The organism is Ignavibacteriota bacterium (genome assembly GCA_019637995.1).
GTDB lineage: Bacteria > Bacteroidota > Ignavibacteria > Kapaibacteriales > UBA2268 > JANJTB01.
The window spans coordinates 791,786-809,222 of the sequence record JAHBUQ010000001.1; the positions used below are offsets into that span (position 1 = coordinate 791,786).

At 33.3% G+C, this 17,437-nt stretch carries 13 protein-coding genes; 9 read left to right on the forward strand and 4 right to left on the reverse strand.

Translation table 11 applies throughout. From position 1 onward, the window contains the following. Positions 1-106: 106 nt before the first annotated feature. Genes KF896_03100 through KF896_03115 form a run of 4 tightly spaced genes read left to right on the forward strand, consistent with a single transcriptional unit; the run spans position 107 to position 3,260 of the window. Positions 107-898, forward strand: a complete 792-nt coding sequence (locus tag KF896_03100; protein ID MBX3042681.1) for a carbon-nitrogen hydrolase — start codon at positions 107-109, stop codon at positions 896-898. A 5-nt stretch (positions 899-903) separates the two neighbouring features. After that, entirely contained in the window at positions 904-1,635 is a 732-nt protein-coding gene (locus tag KF896_03105) for an ABC transporter ATP-binding protein (GenBank protein MBX3042682.1), read from the forward strand. Then, complete coding sequence (locus KF896_03110; protein ID MBX3042683.1) at positions 1,632-2,408, forward strand: hypothetical protein; 777 nt, start codon at positions 1,632-1,634, stop codon at positions 2,406-2,408. The genes KF896_03105 and KF896_03110 overlap by 4 nt, the downstream gene beginning before the upstream one ends. Positions 2,409-2,414: 6 nt before the next feature. Beyond that, complete coding sequence (locus KF896_03115; GenBank protein ID MBX3042684.1) at positions 2,415-3,260, forward strand: hypothetical protein; 846 nt, start codon at positions 2,415-2,417, stop codon at positions 3,258-3,260. Positions 3,261-3,309: 49 nt separating this feature from the next. Here the strand turns inward: KF896_03115 and KF896_03120 are convergent, their stop codons facing one another. Further along, complete coding sequence (locus KF896_03120) at positions 3,310-4,026, reverse strand: MtnX-like HAD-IB family phosphatase (GenBank protein MBX3042685.1); 717 nt, start codon at positions 4,024-4,026, stop codon at positions 3,310-3,312. Positions 4,027-4,097: 71 nt separating this feature from the next. Between KF896_03120 and KF896_03125 the strand changes: the two genes are divergently transcribed. Beyond that, the gene (locus tag KF896_03125) at positions 4,098-4,988 is read left to right on the forward strand and encodes a phosphatidate cytidylyltransferase (protein ID MBX3042686.1); all 891 of its coding nucleotides are present in this window, start codon (positions 4,098-4,100) and stop codon (positions 4,986-4,988) included. A 74-nt stretch (positions 4,989-5,062) separates the two neighbouring features. Here KF896_03125 and KF896_03130 read toward each other — a convergent pair whose 3' ends face one another. Continuing rightward, a complete protein-coding gene (locus KF896_03130) occupies positions 5,063-7,900 on the reverse strand; it encodes a S8 family peptidase (protein ID MBX3042687.1) in 2,838 nt (945 codons plus the stop codon). Positions 7,901-7,984: 84 nt separating this feature from the next. On the opposite strand from KF896_03130, the gene KF896_03135 reads away from it, so the two are divergent. After that, positions 7,985-8,653 (forward strand): SOS response-associated peptidase, encoded by a 669-nt coding sequence (locus KF896_03135; protein ID MBX3042688.1) that lies wholly within the window; start codon positions 7,985-7,987, stop codon positions 8,651-8,653. Between the two features lie 156 nt (positions 8,654-8,809). Here the strand turns inward: KF896_03135 and KF896_03140 are convergent, their stop codons facing one another. Then, positions 8,810-11,917, reverse strand: coding sequence for a DUF4397 domain-containing protein (locus tag KF896_03140; protein ID MBX3042689.1), 3,108 nt, complete (start codon positions 11,915-11,917; stop codon positions 8,810-8,812). Positions 11,918-12,134: 217 nt separating this feature from the next. On the opposite strand from KF896_03140, the gene KF896_03145 reads away from it, so the two are divergent. Together KF896_03145 and KF896_03150 are read left to right on the forward strand one after the other, a co-directional pair. Further along, positions 12,135-13,037, forward strand: coding sequence for a MerR family transcriptional regulator (locus KF896_03145; protein MBX3042690.1), 903 nt, complete (start codon positions 12,135-12,137; stop codon positions 13,035-13,037). Positions 13,038-13,109: 72 nt separating this feature from the next. Next, positions 13,110-15,167 carry a hypothetical protein gene (locus KF896_03150; protein ID MBX3042691.1) on the forward strand — a complete coding sequence of 686 codons (2,058 nt, stop codon included), beginning with the start codon at positions 13,110-13,112 and terminating at the stop codon, positions 15,165-15,167. 79 nt (positions 15,168-15,246) lie between these two features. Here the strand turns inward: KF896_03150 and KF896_03155 are convergent, their stop codons facing one another. Next, positions 15,247-16,416 carry a S8 family serine peptidase gene (locus KF896_03155; protein MBX3042692.1) on the reverse strand — a complete coding sequence of 390 codons (1,170 nt, stop codon included), beginning with the start codon at positions 16,414-16,416 and terminating at the stop codon, positions 15,247-15,249. 260 nt (positions 16,417-16,676) lie between these two features. On the opposite strand from KF896_03155, the gene KF896_03160 reads away from it, so the two are divergent. Beyond that, positions 16,677-17,432 (forward strand): response regulator transcription factor, encoded by a 756-nt coding sequence (locus KF896_03160; GenBank protein ID MBX3042693.1) that lies wholly within the window; start codon positions 16,677-16,679, stop codon positions 17,430-17,432. The last annotated feature ends 5 nt before the right edge of the window (positions 17,433-17,437 follow it).

The window sequence follows — 17,437 nt, forward strand, 5'->3', positions numbered from 1 at the left end:
ATATTAAATAAATAAATTGTAGTCGTGACATTTAAAATAATAATTTTGTATATTCATTTTTTTTGATGATTTTTGTTTACTATTATGATACAATTTTGATTTATCTATGAAAATATCTGTAATTCAATTTAAACCAGAGTTTGGAGATTTGGAAGGAAATTTCCATAAGATTGCTTCTTACTCAGAATCTATTGAGAGTGATATTCTGCTATTTCCGGAACTTGCATTCTCAGGGTATGACTTTTCCGGCAGAGATGAAGCTATGGACTTGTCGGAGGAATATCTGAAAGGATATACAGGCAAATTGCAGGAAATTTCAACTAAATTGAACAAAATAATTTGTACAGGCTTTGCAGAAAAGTCGTCTGACAGGTTACATAATTCTTGTTGTTTGTTATTTCCAAATTCAGATTATTCAACAACTTATCATAAAGTACATCTCTTTTTTAGAGAAAGATTTGTTTTTGATGAGAGTGAAAAAGGATTTTTTGTTGTTAATTATCCTGATTCCGAAATTAACATCGGTCCAATGATTTGCTATGACTGGAGATTCCCGGAGGCATCAAGAACACTTGCTCTAAAGGGAGCTGATTTGATTTTATGTCCTTCAAATTTAGTTACTAAAGTATGGCATATTTCAACACCATCTAGGGCACTTGAAAATAAAGTTTATCTTGCTGTCGCTAACCGAACAGGAATCGAAAACCGAAATGGTAACGAACTTGAATTTAACGGTGGTTCTGTTATACACGGTTTTGACGGCAGCACCATTTCTAAAGCCGGATTTGACAGCGAAGAAGTGATTACAGCAGAAATATTTCCCGAAATGACAAGGGATAAATCATTCAACGAATATAACGATATTTTTACAGACAGACGTCCAAATTTTTATATATAAATTTTATGAAAGAAACAATTTTAAGTGTTAACAATCTCACAAAGATTTACTCCAAGGGCACGAAAGGAGAAACCAAAGCACTTGACAATGTATGTTTTGAGTTATCAAACAGTGAAATAACAGGACTTATTGGTCCAAATGGTGCAGGCAAGACTACTCTCATTCGCATAATAATGGGATTTGACAAGCCCGACAGCGGCACAGTATCTTTCCTTGGAAAACCAACTACTGAACTTAGTGTCAGGAATTTGATAGGTTATCAATCTGATTTGCAATTCCGCAGCAAATATATGACTTTATTCAGCTACTTAAAATTTCATTGCGAAATTCGAGAGCTTTTCAATTTCGACGATAAGATTATGGAACTGCTAAGATATTTTAATCTGCAATCATCCGCTGACAAAAATTTATCGGCTCTTTCTAAAGGTATGCGACAAAAAGCTGAGCTTGTAGCTGCTTTTGTTGTCAATCCGAAGTTATTAATTTTCGATGAGCCGACAGCGGCACTCGACCCTCCGTCTGTGTTTGAGTTACGTGATTTTATTATGAATTATAAGAAAACAGGTGCTACTATAATCTTTAGCTCTCATCACCTGACCGAAGTAGAAAAAATTTGTGACAGAGTTCTGTTTATACAGTCAGGCCAAATTATTTCAGATATTAATACTTCTAAAACTGAGAGCGGGTTTATGGAAGAAGCATTTAGAAAATATGAAACTGAAAGGAGGTTCTTATGATTCTCAAGACCTTAATTTCAATTGAATTAAAGCGTACCTGGACCCTGGGAAAGATTGTAACAGTTTCTGCTTTGACACTGATTGCCTGCATAATCACATTAATTCCAATATGGCTCGATATTGCCGATTCATTTCCGGCGATGAAACTTGATTTTTCTGAGATGCTTTTTGGAGTTTTCAAGATTTTAGTTCCATTTTCAGTATTCTTTTTTGCATCAGGTATAATTTCCAATGACGTAAAAAATCATTGGGCTCGTTCAGTTCTAACTGCTGCAGTAACAAGACAGGATTTTTTGCTATCAAAATTATTATCTGCGACAATTTCAGTATTATTCATAATGATTTTGCTTGGAGCTTTACCACTCGCTGTGTTTGATATTTTCTCTGAAATCAGTTTTGATTACAGCTTTTCAGCAATAATCAGTGTTATATTTTTTCAAATGTTGAACACATTGCTTTATATTACGGTTGCGGCTTGGATTTCATGCCTTGTAGGAGGTTTTTTGAATATTTTTCTACTTGCAATATGGATGTTTTTGGATAATGTTGTGGTCAAAGGAATTTTAGCAGGATTTTTTGAAAATAACATCGTTGGTAGCATGTTTGTGGATTTTTTCTTTCCATCAGGTTTCAGTGATGCAGCTCAGGTTATTGGAAGTAGTGGTTCATTTCCATTTGAATTTATATTATGGGGTCTTGCTGCCTTGACTCTTTTTGGTTCTCTTGTTTTTTGGAATGTAAATAAATTATTAATTGATACAAGTTCAGATTAATTAAAAATGAAACAAAATTCAAATCAATATTCGAAATATTTAGCTGTAGTGTTTATTTTGGCATTCGTACCTGCATTTGTAATGTATTTTTTTCCGACTTCAGGGAAAATAAATTGGGTTACCATTGAAGAAGCTACTAAGAATGCAGAGAATAATCAAAAGCCAATATTTTTGTATGTCTCAAATAAATACTCCGGCGTTAATAAATTAGCCGGAAAGTCACTATTTTCCAATGATTCAATCGTTTCTTTTATCGAAACCGAATTTAATCCAGCAATTCTTAACCTTCAAAATGATGAAGAGAAACTTCTTGCCGAGAATCGTTATCAGGTTACAAATGGAAATTATTCAATCTTGCTTGATAAATACGGACGTGGTGTTTCTTTTTTGGATAACTCATGGACAGCGTCAAATTTTTTGAGTTTCGCGGCAAAATCAGTTGATTTTCCATATTTTAATTTACCATATATTGATAAAGCACAATTAATTGCCAATGAAAGTGGAAAGTATATACTTGTAATTCTTACACACGCATATTTTCAGAATATTAGTATGAATGAATGGCTTTTGTCAACTAATATGGAATTACTCGATTCGAACTTCGTTATTTGTGCTATGATGGCTTATGAAGAGAAGGATAAAGCTCGTTTAAAGAAATATTATGATGATGATATTTTATTTAATCAACATTTTGATACTAAAATAAGCACAGGTGGATTGAATTTTGCTAAAACAAATCAAGCATCTTTTTTAATTATCGCACCTCAGGATTCTTTAATAGGTAGGGTAGAGGCTGATCTCTCAAGAAATATTGTAATTGATTTGCTTGAAACAATAAATGTCGAAAAATAGTTATTTATATTCCAGCTATTGAATTAATATACCGATATTTTGTAATTATTTATTCGGTTTCAAATGCGACTTTTCTTTTCAGTTCAGCTTGACGGCGCTTTCTAAAGGTGATTTTTCCTTTGTGCATTTTTTCGAAAATTGAAATGATGTCAAAAAAAGTCTTATAATTATAGAATGGGATTCTATTTTTTGTACAATATGCAGCTAAATTTTTCTTCGCAAAAATTATGTCACAATGTTCAGCTACACAAAAATCAGAGTATCCGTCACCAATAAATACAGTGATTTCTTCATCTTTTGAATTAGTAAGTACTACATTTCTTTTGCACGATGCTGAGAGACAGTTGCAAGATTCGCTCGCACCATAAAATTCAGGCTTAGGCTTTTCTAAAAAATTAATTTTGTTACAATATATATCATTACTAGCTAAAGAATATTTCTCAAGTAATGGCTCTATATAGATTGAAAAGCCATCGCTTACAATTTTTGCATCATATTTGTATTTTGAACATAGGTTTAAAAATTTTTCAAAATAAGGGTCAACGTCTGATTCTAAGGCTAGTTTCTTAATATCATCCGGAAAGTTGCCATTCAGAGTAGGTACTATTCTGTGCCAATACTCTTTGATATTAATAACACCGCTAACAAGTTGCGTATGATAAGGTTCAAACTCACCGAATACCTTAAAAATCTCATCACCTAAGTCTTTATTTGTGATAGTTCCGTCAAAATCACAAAATATTTTTATCATTTTATCATTAATCATTTTTTAGTTATCAAATTATTTCTTATTTTGCATTACTTAACGTTATCAATAATTAAAAATTGGAAAAAACATTGAGCGAATTATCAAAAAGAATATTGGTTGCAGTAGTGGGAATTCCACTTGCTGTTGGATTAATTCTTTGGGGTGGCATATTTTTTAAAATATTTGTTTTGGTTTTAGTATGGCTGGGTGCGTCAGAATTTGCATCATTCATCCGTTCAAAGAATCCAAATTATAAAGGATATGTATTAATATTATTTTCCATACTCATCTCAAGTGCACTCATTTTCAATAAAAAGCCTGAAATAATTTTGGTTTCATTACTAATTTTATTTCTTTTTTTGATAATTGCAGCATTCTCCTTCAATCTGAAAGCAGGTCCTGAATATTCCATAGTTTCAATTTCAGGAACATTCGCCGGAGTAATATATGTTGGATTTGGATTCAGTTCTATTGTACTGCTCCGCGAATTCAATCTTCTACTTCTTTACTGGAGAGATATATTTAATCAGGAGTCAGTATTTTTCACTATGAATTTTGCTGAATCAATTACTTGGGGCTGGCTGGTATTATTTGTTTTTATATCAATTTGGGTTTGCGATTCAGCGGCTTACTTCATTGGTACTAAATTTGGTAAAAACAAACTTTTACCTTCTGTATCACCCAAAAAATCCAAAGAAGGTGCTTATGCAGGTCTTGCCGGTGCAATTGTTTCTTTTGTGATACTTGCATTTTTCTTCTTTGATGATATGCCAATATGGGTTGCTTTAGTAACCGGAGGGATTTCCGGTACAATCGGACAAGCAGGCGACCTTGCTGAATCTCTTCTGAAACGTGACGCAGGACTTAAGGACAGTTCGAGTATACTTCCCGGTCACGGAGGTATATTAGACCGCTTCGATAGCGTTCTTTTTGTTTTTCCTGCAATATTAATCTTTTATTTGATATTATCGTTTATTTAAAAAAAGAGAAGAATGAAAAATATAACTGATATTTAATTTTACGAAAAACCAATTGAATCTGATAAACTAAATAATTATTTCAAAATTTGAATTTGTTTATGAATAATCGAATTATTAGATAGAATTTTAAGAATATAAATGCCTGAATTTATGTTGCTCAAGTCTAACCCAATACGTTCACCGGGAAAAAATTCTCTTATATTTTCAGGTAGAATTACTTGTCTGCCTAAGATATCGATCAATGAATATTCAACACTGTATAAATGTTCGCTTGTCTCAAAATAAAGAACTTCACGAGCCGGATTTGGAAAAATAATTACATCATTAGATTTTACGATCGAATTTTTATTAACAGATGTAACTCCTGTAAGGCACTTTTTAAGCTCACTGCTTAATTCATCTTCATTATCTCCTGCTCCGATGCAAATTACACAATTCCGTGTTTCACCTGGCTCCCACGCCCCTGGAAATTTGATTCCTGTTAATCCACCCATATCAGAAACTATCTTAGATTGAATGCTTTTACCGCTGTTAAGAGCCTGATACCTCTGAGGTCTATCGAAACTACTTATCATCGAGTTATCGAGTCCGGCAGATTGGGCTTCAACATTCGGAAAGTCACTATATGCAGCAGAACCAAAATAAGGGAAATTATCATCAACATAAACTGCCTGAGCTGCTACAGAATTAGCTGAAAATTCTTCAGGAATTGCATTTAATAGCAATTTAGTTCGATTATTTTCGGGATTACTACCAATATCCCAGTCTATATAAAGCCCGAAGGAGGCATCTTCAATGATATTGCCGGATTTATTCTTCAATGAAAATTCCATACGAGCAGCTTTTGAATTACTGGTAAGAAATTCGATTTTATGATCCACTTCGACTCCTATTCTATTACTTCCGCCGTTAGCATCTTCATAAACAGCATTATATCTGTCTGGTGGAACAAACCCTTTAATCGCCGTAAAGTTGTAAATCTTGCCGATATTGGCATTATAGACGACCTTATTTGGAGAAGCTGAAAGCATCACCGATGAGTTACGATATATTTGGTTTCCTAGATTCCTGTAAGCAAATCCAATGCCTGATACAGTTGCAGTATTTGTACTATATCCAAATTCACCGATATCACTCATAGAAAATTTTATTTCATCGTTAGCAAATGTGCTGATATCTTTTGCCGGTACAAAGTTGAACTTGAAAAAGTCACTATAGCCGCTATTGCTTGTAATATTTACTCTTAATATTGTATAACCAGAATAATTCTGGGAGATTCGAAGTTTGAATTTATCTAATATTATATCCTGACCTGAAGATATAGCTTCAATATTCTGAACACTATCAATAATTACAATGCTTGATGCGGGGTCATAAGCGATTTGCAGAGTAAATCTCAAATTTGAGGTATTACCAAGGATATTTTTTGCATTAATAACTATACTTATATCATCACCTGCTTTAAATCTGTCAGTTTCTAAGCCTTCTGAATCAAAATAAGAAATTGCGTGGGGAAGTATTGCAGGTATTGAGAATGGGTCATTGCTTACAGCTTTTTCGAGATTTAATCTGCCTGGAATAAGAAGTTTATCGTTATTACTAAAATTATCATGCTTGTCAACTGATTGGCGTACAAATTCCAAAGCTTGCAAAGCATTTAACTGTGGATATTTCGAGCGAGCCAAAGCTACTGCACCTGCTACTACAGGAGCAGCAAAAGATGTACCGCCATCACAAACTGAATATCCGAAATTAGTTGTTGTAAAATTACCATCTCCCGGTGCCAGGATTCTCGAACCTGCTGAAATTGAACTCGAGCCTACAAGTCTGTCATTTGAATTAACTTCGCCAACACCTAAAACGCCATAATAACCTGATGGGTAGAATAAATCATATTTGTTTGCTCTAGTTGATGTATTGCCAGCAGCGGCAACTATTGAGACATCACGGCTTACTGCAAAATCTATGATTGATTGATCTATATCTGAAAAAGGTTTGACAACACCCCAACTGCAATTTATCACCTTGAATCCTCGTACAGCTGCATAAATTATTGATTCGTAAGCATATTTTAAAGTATTCCCTTCAATTATTTTTAGTGGAAATATTCTTGAATTAAAAGCAATGCCTGCGATCCCGATTCCATTATCAGTTGTTGCCCCTGCTATACCTGCTACTTGCTGTCCATGCGTATCAGAATTGTTGAAAGTATCTCCCGGGTATGCTGAACCTGTAGTCTGCCATGCGAAATCATAGCCGGCATAATCATCAATATAACCATTGCCGTCATTATCTATGCCATCATCAGGAATTTCACTTTCGTTTATACCTATATTTCCTGATATATCTTCGTGATCTTGGTTTGTGCCACTGTCACTTATACCAATAATAATGTCAGGACTTCCTTTTTCAATTGCCCAAGCTTCGTATGCTTTAATCAGCCTGAGATTCGCATCCTGATTTGGTATATGTGTATCATCAGGTAAATAAGACAAAAATTCGGGTACGTAATATGGTTCTGCAATTTCAACTGCTGGATTTGATAACATCAATTGTTTGCAATAATCTTCTGGGTTGGTTTCACCGTCATAATAGACTATGAATGTTCTGAGAATTTTTTCTTCTGCTTTGTAAGCTTTTATTGTTTGCAAGTCTGGTGAAAGCTTTTCAAGCATTTTATTATTATAAGTTATACTTGATGAAGGGTGCAAAAGAAAATTTACTCTTTTAGTATTATTTTTTATCAGAATATCATCTTTTCTAAAAATATCATAACCTGCCTTGAGCCGCACCATTACTTTATTTGCAAATACTGATGATCTACGTCCTTTCTTAAGGTCTGGAGGAAGAACTTCATCTGCAAAAACATTTGCAAAAATTACAAAACTGAGTATTATAATTAAGTATTTCATAGAATTTCTCAAAATTATTTTTTTATATAGACAAATTTAATTAAATTTGGTTACAATTTCATAAATATTTTTCGATTTTAAATTATGTGTGGAAGATTTGCTCTAAAAGCTACAACCAAAGACATAGAGAAGCTAAAACCCGGAATTATTGTAAATTCTGATGTTTTAGCTTCGGATAATATTTCGCCTATGCAAAATATTTCTATCATCACTAATGACAATAGCGATTTACTTCTTGAAAGTGCAAACTGGGGTTTTATTCCAAAATGGGCAAAAGACAAATCGATTGGAAGCAAAATGTTCAATGCAAGAGCTGAAACTATAGATGAAAAGCCATCATTCAGAAGTTCATTCCAAAATAGAAGATGCCTGATTCCGGCTTCTCACTTTTATGAATGGCAAAAAACAGACAGAATTAAACAAAAAATTCCTTTTAAAATTGACGTTATAAATCAGAGCTTTTTTTTCTTTGCAGGAATTTGGGATGAATGGAAAGACGAAAATTCAAATATTATAAAATCTGCAACTATAATCACTACTGAACCAAATTCATTAATGTCAACAATTCATCATAGAATGCCGGTTATTCTGAATATAAATCATGTAGATTTATGGTTGAATGTTACATCTAATAGCACAATATTAAAAAAATTTTTGGAGTCTTATTCGTCTGAAAGTATGAGCTTAACTGAATTACCACCAGATTATTTCAAAAATAAATACAAAGCAAATGAATCTCAGGAGTTATTTTAAAAAAACAGAGGAGTTTGTGGCTCCCCTGTTATGCCGCGACTGTTCAAAGTCGCCGGTGAATTGGAATGTTTAATAATTATTCCGGTATTTTTATTCAAACATATATTAATCTCAACCTAAAAGTAATACCGGAAGATTCATATTCTTAATATTCAATTATTTAATTACGTTAACTTTTATATTTTCAAATGAATTACCAGCTTTTATTCTGAGCATATAGACACCGTTTGATAAATTACTCAGGTCAAGGGATATTACTTGCTCTCCGCTGTTTTTATAGCCTATATTGTTTGTTCTGATAGTCTTACCGAATACATCCACAATATCAACAACTACTTCAGCACTTACATTTAGACTGATATTAATATTAGCTAAATCATTAGCAGGATTAGGGAATACTGACGCATTCGTAAATTTTGCTTCATTATTTACTGATGTTGGTATTGAAGGAAGCTCAATTACAGTACCATCAGCAAGAGCTGCAAATAAACCAAAAGCAGGACCATCAGAGTTATTCGCAGGATTTAGAAATCCACTCGCAAATACTGTAATTGCAGCACCCTGAGCATTCAAAGTTTTGAGTGGGGCGGCATATGATGCAACAGTTACTTCGCCTGTCTCATCTCTGATTTCTAATACATAATCTGCATTTGGCAATTCTAAATAATCTGAGAATTCACCGTAAGAAAGGTCATTAATAATTGTACCCGCACCTACTAATGTTTCCACGACATCTACAGTCGGAGCGTCTGTTGACCCGTGGTAAACCAATACATCAATATTCAATGGGTCGGCTGCAACAATTCTTGAACCTGCAAAAACAGCTAAATTAAATGAAGGAGAAGGTTCGTAACCTTCGCCACTTATAATACCTGTTGCAATGATTGTATAAATACCATCAGCTTCGAGATTATAAGTAAATTCAGCCAAAGGATTTTCTGCACTTGTACTGTTTGCAGGCTGAATAGCAACTGTAAAATCAACTCCGGCGACAAATGGTAAATATTCAGTTGCCTGGCGGAATTCAAAATCATCCAATGCAAGCTGACCATCAACATATATATCTACTTTTGCTGCTGCTGCATCCGCTACATTGTGAATAATTTGTACATAAGCAGTTGGTTCTTCGTTGGCTAGCGGTAATTCAATTACAGTACCATCAGCAAGAGCTGCAAATAAACCAAAAGCAGGACCATCAGAGTTATTCGCAGGATTTAGAAATCCACTCGCAAATACTGTAATTGCAGCACCCTGAGCATTCAAAGTTTTGAGTGGGGCGGCATAGGCTGCAACAGTTACTTCGCCTGTCTCATCTCTGATTTCTAATACATAATCTGCGTTTGGTAATTCTAAGTATTCTGAGAATTCACCGTAAGAAAGGTCATTAATTACTGTTCCTGCACCTACTAAAGTTTCAACAACATCTACAGTCGGAGCGTCTGTTGACCCGTGGTAAACCAATACATCAATATTCAATGGGTCGTCTGCAACAATTCTTGAGCCTGCAAAAACAGCTAAATTAAATGTGGGAGAAGGTTCGTAACCTTCGCCACTTACAATTCCTGTTGCAATGATTGTATAAATACCATCAGCTTCGAGATTATAAGTAAATTCAGCCAATGGGTTTTCAGCACTTGTACTGTTTGCCGGCTGAATAGCAACTGTAAAATCAACACCTGCAACAAATGGTAAATATTCAGTTGCCTGGCGGAATTCAAAATCATCCAATGCAAGCTGACCATCAACATATATATCTACTTTTGCTGCTGCTGCATCCGCTACATTGTGAATAATTTGTACATAAGCAGTTGGTTCTTCGTTGGCTAGCGGTAATTCAATTACAGTACCATCAGCAAGAGCTGCAAATAAACCAAAAGCAGGACCATTAGAGTTATTCGCAGGATTTAAAAATCCACTTGCAAATACTGTCATAGCAGCGCCGTCTGCATTTAAAGTCTTAAGGGGAGCTGAATATGCTGCAACAGTTACTTCGCCTGTCTCATCTCTGACTTCTATTACATAATCTGCAGTGGGTAATTCTAAATAATCTGAGAATTCACCGTATGACAAATCATCTACGATTGTTCCTGCTCCGGCACCCACTTCTACTACATCTACAGTTGGTGCATCAGACGCTCCATGGAAAACGAGAACGTCAGTATTATTTTCACTAATTGCAACATCGCGGCCCATTGAATATACATCTATATCAAACTCTTCTTGTGGGTTATATCCATCAGGGCTTACAATACCATTAAGAACGATTACATAAGATTCACCATCTTCTAATAGAATTTCCTTCGACTTGATAGGGTTTTCAGGGCTTGTACTACCGGTAGGTTGTATAGCAATGGTAGCTAAACCTGCAGTAACTTCAACAAATGGAATAGCCGTACGGAAAGCAAAGTCTTCTATCCTGATGTCTTCTATCCAAACATCAACTTTGGCAGCGGCGGCATCTGCGGAATTATGTATGATTTGTAATTTAGCAAATTCATTTTGCTGTGGAACCAATGGTAATTCTATAAGCTCACCGCCTGTTGGTAGGGCAACCCATAAACTAAGCTCTTCACCATTACTATTATTTTCAGGATTAAAAAATCCGGATGCGACGACTGTTATCGCATCTCCATTTAAACCCAAGGAAGACAAAGGAACTTCATATGTTGCAAAAGTTCCGTTCACCGCTTCAAAAAGATTTAAACGGTATCTGTCTGAAGTAGGTAATTCAAAATAGCCTTCAAATTCTCCATAAGAAATGTTATCAATGATTCTACCATAACCAACACCAGCTTCAACTACTTGAATAGTTGGGGTATCAGTTGAACCATGGTGTACAAGTATATCTGTATTGCTTGAAGTACTTGCTTCTTCTCTTCCCATATTGTAAACATAAATGTCAAAGGGTTTTGAAGGTTCGTAACCTGAAGCTCTTACAATACCATTAGCAACAAGAATATATGTTTCTCCTTCAGCTAAGGTGTATTTCTCTGACCATATAGGGTTTTCAGGACTTGTACTGCCGGGTGCTTGTATGGAAACAGTAAATTCAACTCCAGCGGGTGCATCAATAAAAGGTGTAGCTGTCCTGAATGCAAAATTTTCTAATAGTTTGGTTTCATTTAACCAAACATCAACGTTAGCGGCTGCTGCATCAGCAACATTGTGTATAATTTGTACTCGTGCATTTTCTTGCGAAAAGCTTTTTGTGTTCAACATCGTTATTGCGAACATACCGAAAAATAGAAATTTAAATAAACTCATAAATCACCTTGTATAATTAATTAAGTAAAATGTATAATATTCGTATAATATTTAAAATAGCAATTAATATTAATATTTTAATATTTTGCTTACTGTTACAAAGTATAAAACAATTAAATTGAAATATTATTGTATAAATAATATAAATTTTATATAAAATTTTTATACAGTTAATTTTTTATGTTGAGATATTGTATAAAATTTGTATTTTTGTATTATGAAAGATAACATAAAATATAATATTGATATAGCTTCCAAAAAAACAGGCCTCACTAAGAATACAATCAGGGCTTGGGAGCAACGCTATAGTTTTTTGAATCCTGAAAGAACTGAAACAAAGCGTCGGCTTTATTCAGATGAAGAAATCGAAAAGCTATCGCTTCTTGCGATGGCTACTCAATCGGGATTTAAGATAGGTAACATATTCAGTTTATCTAAAGATGAACTGATGAAATTGCTTAACCAGTCAATTAATTCTTCTATTGGAGTCTCAAATAGTACGGGCTTTGATTTCTCAAAAGCAATGGAATGTATCAAAAATTTTGACCATTCAGGTTTCAGGGGTCTTCTTGATGATGCTATGATTGAGTTTAGCAAACCTGCATTTCTTCAGAATATCTTAATACCACTTGTAGAACAAATAGGCATAAGATGGAAAGAAGGAAGTTTCAGAATATCTCAGGAGCATTTTGCATCATCAATAATAACAGGTGTATTATCAAGGATGAGAGAGACAGAAGTTCCAAACGATAATTCACCCGCAATCATTGTTTGTACACCGGCAGGGCAGAGGCACGAAATAGGTGCTCTGATAGCTTCGGTGTTGATTGCATCTTCAGGTTGGAAAGTTGTATATCTTGGAATAGACCTTCCTGCAGAAGATATTGCATTTGCAGCGAAAAAAACTAACGCCAAAGCAATTGCAATGAGTATAGTATTTCCAGTGAATGATTCACAAATTAAGACCGAACTTTTAACTCTTAACGAGTATTTACCAACTATAAAAATAATCATCGGTTCCAGATATGTTTCAAAAAGTCTTGTTGATTTCACGAACAATATTACAATTCTTGATGAATTCAGTTCAATATTTGAAATTTTAGAAAAAATTAAAAATTAAAATAATTCTTTTGTCATTCAAAAATTACTTAATTTTGTAGGTATTTTGTTTACAATTTTAGGAAAAAGAAAAATGACTAAGTATTATTTTTTGTTATTTGCATTATTATTAATTTCATGTGGTATGGAAAAGAAGTTGGCAGAGGAACAGTTGGAAACCAAAGGACATAAGAAGTACGTGACCGAATTGACAATAGAAAAAACTATCAAAGAAATCCAATTAAATTTTGAAGTACCTGACAATATTAGAATTGAAAAGGGTGTAAGACAGGCAGCAGAATTTTGGCGCTTCGAAGATGGTACTGAAAGTGAATTCGCTGAATTCTGCATCCAGAATTTCATCAATTCGCAAGAAGATTTGGAGAAAGCATTTGTGACGTTGCAGAATAATTTTGAAGTACTGAACGGACACTTTAATAAAATTAGTTTGAGTCTCAAATTTGCTTTGCATATTGATGAAGGAGAAGTTTCACCCTTAGATTTAATGTTTGGAGGATACGAACCTTCTTCGAATATGCTGACTGATTTATTCAAAAATAAAATTGCATTTTATATTCTTCTTAACTTCCCTCATTACAGTCTTGATGAAAAAAATACTATAAGTAAAGATTGGACACCAAAACAGTGGGCTTATGCAAGGATTGGAGATATATTCTCTTCACGTGTTCCTGCTGATTTGATGATGCAATTTGCTGAGTTGAACAACCAATGCGACCATTATATTGCAAATTACAACATTTATATGGGAAATATTATTGACCCGGAAGGAAAAGCCGTTTTCCCTGCAGATATGAAACTTATATCTCATTGGAATTTAAGAGATGAACTTAAATCTAACTATAAATCTGAAAGCGGTCTTGATAAACAAAGAATCATTTTCAACATTATGAAAAGGATCATTAATCAGGAAATTCCAGAAGATGTTATAAATAACCCTGATATTAGATGGAATCCTGTATCAAATAAAATTGCAGATGGTGAAATTGAAATTGAATCTGCAAGAGAACCTGATACAAGATATAAATATTTACTGGATAATTTTAAACAGCTCTCAGCAATGGATGCATTTAATCCATTTTATCCAACATATATTGACCGCAAATTCAATCAGGATATGGAAATGCCGTTTGAAGATGTAGAGAAATTATTTATTGAGTTGATTTCATCAGAGCAAACCAAAAAAGTTGGAAATTTGATTAAACAAAGGCTTGGACGCAATCTTGAACCTTTTGATATCTGGTATGATGGATTTAAATCAAGAAACGCCATCCCTGATGAAGATTTGAGTAAGATTACAATGGCAAAGTATCCTGATAATAAAGCATTTGAAAAGGATTTACCTAATATTTTATTCAAACTTGGTTTTACAAGTGAGCGTTCAAATTATCTTGCAGATAAAATATTGGTTGATGCTTCTCGTGGTGCCGGTCACGCCTGGGGTGCTCAAATGAAAGGTGAAAAAGCTCGGCTACGTTCTAGAATTGGTAAATCAGGAATGGATTACAAAGGTTATAATATCGCAATGCACGAATTCGGACATAACGTTGAACAGACATTTTCGCTTTATGATGTACCTGAATATATGATTGCTGGTGTTCCAAATACTGCATTCACAGAAGCTATGGCATTTATTTTTCAGCAAAGAGATTTAAATGTTCTTGGAATAAAGAATCCTGACCCAAATGCTGAATTTCTGCACGCTCTTGATGTTTTTTGGTCTTCTTATGAAATTATGGGTGTTGCCTTAGTTGATATGTATGTTTGGAAATGGCTTTATTCTAATCCAAAAGCAACTCCTTCTCAGCTTCGGGAAGCAGTTGTTTCAATAGCTAAAGATGTTTGGAATAAATATTATGCCGATGTTTTTGGAATAAGAGACCAGGAAATTCTTGCTATTTATTCACATATGATTAGTTATCCGCTTTATTTATCTGCATATCCAATCGGACATTTGATTGAGTTTCAGATAGAACAGAAAATCAAAGGCAAACAATTCGGAACAGAAATTGAGAGAATGACTACTATCGGTCGGGTTACACCCAAAGACTGGATGATTAAAGCCGTCTCAGAAGCACTTTCAGCAAAACCCGTTCTTGCTGCTGTTGATGATGCTATAAATAAACTGAAATAATATTCGTTCAACTAAAATTTTAAAGCCATCCAAAATTATCAATATTGGATGGCTTTATTAATTTAATTTTTATATATAATTATCTTACTGCTTTCTTATCAGGGTTATTGTCTTTATCAGAAGTAACATAACCTGACCAATTAATTGCTCCATTATTAGCCAGTAATATACCTGCTACATGTGGCGCTGCCATTGATGTACCGGATTTGGTTGAATATTTGCCTGATTTTGAAGTAGAATATATACTTACTCCTGGTGCAGCAAAATCTATAGGCGGATTGCCATAATTTGAGAAAGTTGCGAATTTCCCTTTTGAATCATAAGCTGAGATTGTAAAAACATTTTCAGCATTCACTCTTGCCGGGGAGAAATTAGTTGCACTCATTGAAGAATTTCCTGCTGCAATTACAATATAAGCTCCCTTAGAAGCAAGGGATACAACAGCATTATCCAATGTTGTTGATGCTGAACCACCAAGACTCATATTCACAACATTGATTCTATCAGACTTTAAATTTTTTCCAATATAGTCAAGCCCTGCAATAATCTGAGATGCTGTTCCGCTACCTCTTGAGTTGAAAACTTTAATTGCAACAAGTTCAGCGCCTGCACATACTCCAACAACACCAAAATTATTGTTTAAAGCTGCAATTGTTCCTGCTACATGAGAACCATGACTATTACCATCGTTTGGTGATAAAGCATCAGCACCTGATCTAACAAATGTACGACTTAAATCAGTACTTACATTTAAATCAGGGTGAGTCAAATCTATACCAGTATCAACAACCCAGGCAACTCCTGTTGATGAACCGGAATTGACAAAACTACCTACTGCATTGATTCCCCATGGAATATTTTGAGTTTGCATTTCGTCACTATCATTTTCTTCTAAATTATTTACTACATTGATTAAAAACTCCAAATCTTCCTCAATATTTGAAATTCTTTTGTCATTTAGTAAAGAATTTAACTGTTCATTATTAAGTTCTGCTGCAAATCCTAAAATAACAGTATTATATACAAAAAATACTGACGTTGGTTCAATGGAATGAAACTCAAAAATTTCTTCTAATATTGACTCACTTTGATTTGCACTTTGAAGTATCTCTGAATTATTAGAAATTGTAACAATGTAATCTTTTGTTTCACCGGGATCATTAATCAATGAATGATCTGATGAATTCTCGCATGCTAATATTATGGTCAAAATTACCATAATGATTGATAATTGAATTGTTTTTTTCATCACAGAAAGCCTCTTAAATTATTTAATTGAAATGAACAACCTAATAAATGATATAATAGGTAGCTACTACAATTCAAAAATAAGTAATAAATTTCACATAAACAAATAATTATTTAAAATATATATACCTAATATGATTTATTTTTATTATTTAATTGATATTATTATTATTATTATTAATTTTAAGTATTACAACAAAAATATATTAGGTATTATTTCAATAAATTTTGTTATTTTTGTATAAAAAGGAATTAATAGTTATGGATAAAATATATAAAATATTAATAATTGATGACTTTGAACTTTCTGCTTTAGGTATAAAGGCTCTTTTAAGAGACTTGCCCTTGAGTTTTGATATAAGTACAGCAACCACAGTTAAATCAGCTTTGGAGATGATGGAAAATTCTTATTTTGATTTAGTTTTGTGCGATATTATAATGCCTAATTTAGACGGATTTTATGCATTAAAAGCAATAAAAAGTAAATATCCTGATACAAAATTTATGTTTTTATCAATTTACTGTGAGAAATCAATTATATATAAAGCTATTTCATATAGAATAGACGGTTATCAATTTAAGGATGTATCAAAAGATGAACTTTTTAAATCAGTTAAGTTGATTTTGAATGGTTCTAAATATTTCAATCAGAGAATAATTGATATGATTTATGACGACTTAGTGGAATACTCAAGTAAAAATCATAGTTCCTATTTATTGAATATTCCTAAAAATAATTCAATTATATTGAGTAAAAATATAAATAATGGATTAAGTAATGGCTTTCATAATGATTATCTCGAAATAAATAAATCTATGTTAGAGTGCTTATCTTCTAGAGAACAAGAAATATTTGAACTCGTAGGAAAAAACCTGAATTCTCAAGAAATAGCTAATAAATTGAATATTAGTATTTATACAGTAAGTACTCATAGAAAAAATATTTACTCAAAACTTAATTTGAAAAATTTAACTCAAATGCGTGAAATTTCGAAAAAAATATTTAATATAGGTTGATATTG

Excerpts from the sequence above, each read along its gene's own strand:
- KF896_03110 (MBX3042683.1), top strand. The coding sequence starts at position 1,632 with ATGATTCTCAAGACCTTAATTTCAATTGAATTAAAGCGTACCTGGACC.
- KF896_03100 (MBX3042681.1), top strand. The coding sequence starts at position 107 with ATGAAAATATCTGTAATTCAATTTAAACCAGAGTTTGGAGATTTGGAA.
- KF896_03115 (MBX3042684.1), top strand. The coding sequence starts at position 2,415 with ATGAAACAAAATTCAAATCAATATTCGAAATATTTAGCTGTAGTGTTT.
- KF896_03120 (MBX3042685.1), bottom strand. The coding sequence starts at position 4,026 with ATGATTAATGATAAAATGATAAAAATATTTTGTGATTTTGACGGAACT.
- KF896_03160 (MBX3042693.1), top strand. The coding sequence starts at position 16,677 with ATGGATAAAATATATAAAATATTAATAATTGATGACTTTGAACTTTCT.
- KF896_03145 (MBX3042690.1), top strand. The coding sequence starts at position 12,135 with ATGAAAGATAACATAAAATATAATATTGATATAGCTTCCAAAAAAACA.
- KF896_03135 (MBX3042688.1), top strand. The coding sequence starts at position 7,985 with ATGTGTGGAAGATTTGCTCTAAAAGCTACAACCAAAGACATAGAGAAG.
- KF896_03155 (MBX3042692.1), bottom strand. The coding sequence starts at position 16,416 with ATGAAAAAAACAATTCAATTATCAATCATTATGGTAATTTTGACCATA.
- KF896_03105 (MBX3042682.1), top strand. The coding sequence starts at position 904 with ATGAAAGAAACAATTTTAAGTGTTAACAATCTCACAAAGATTTACTCC.
- KF896_03150 (MBX3042691.1), top strand. The coding sequence starts at position 13,110 with ATGACTAAGTATTATTTTTTGTTATTTGCATTATTATTAATTTCATGT.
- KF896_03140 (MBX3042689.1), bottom strand. The coding sequence starts at position 11,917 with ATGAGTTTATTTAAATTTCTATTTTTCGGTATGTTCGCAATAACGATG.
- KF896_03130 (MBX3042687.1), bottom strand. The coding sequence starts at position 7,900 with ATGAAATACTTAATTATAATACTCAGTTTTGTAATTTTTGCAAATGTT.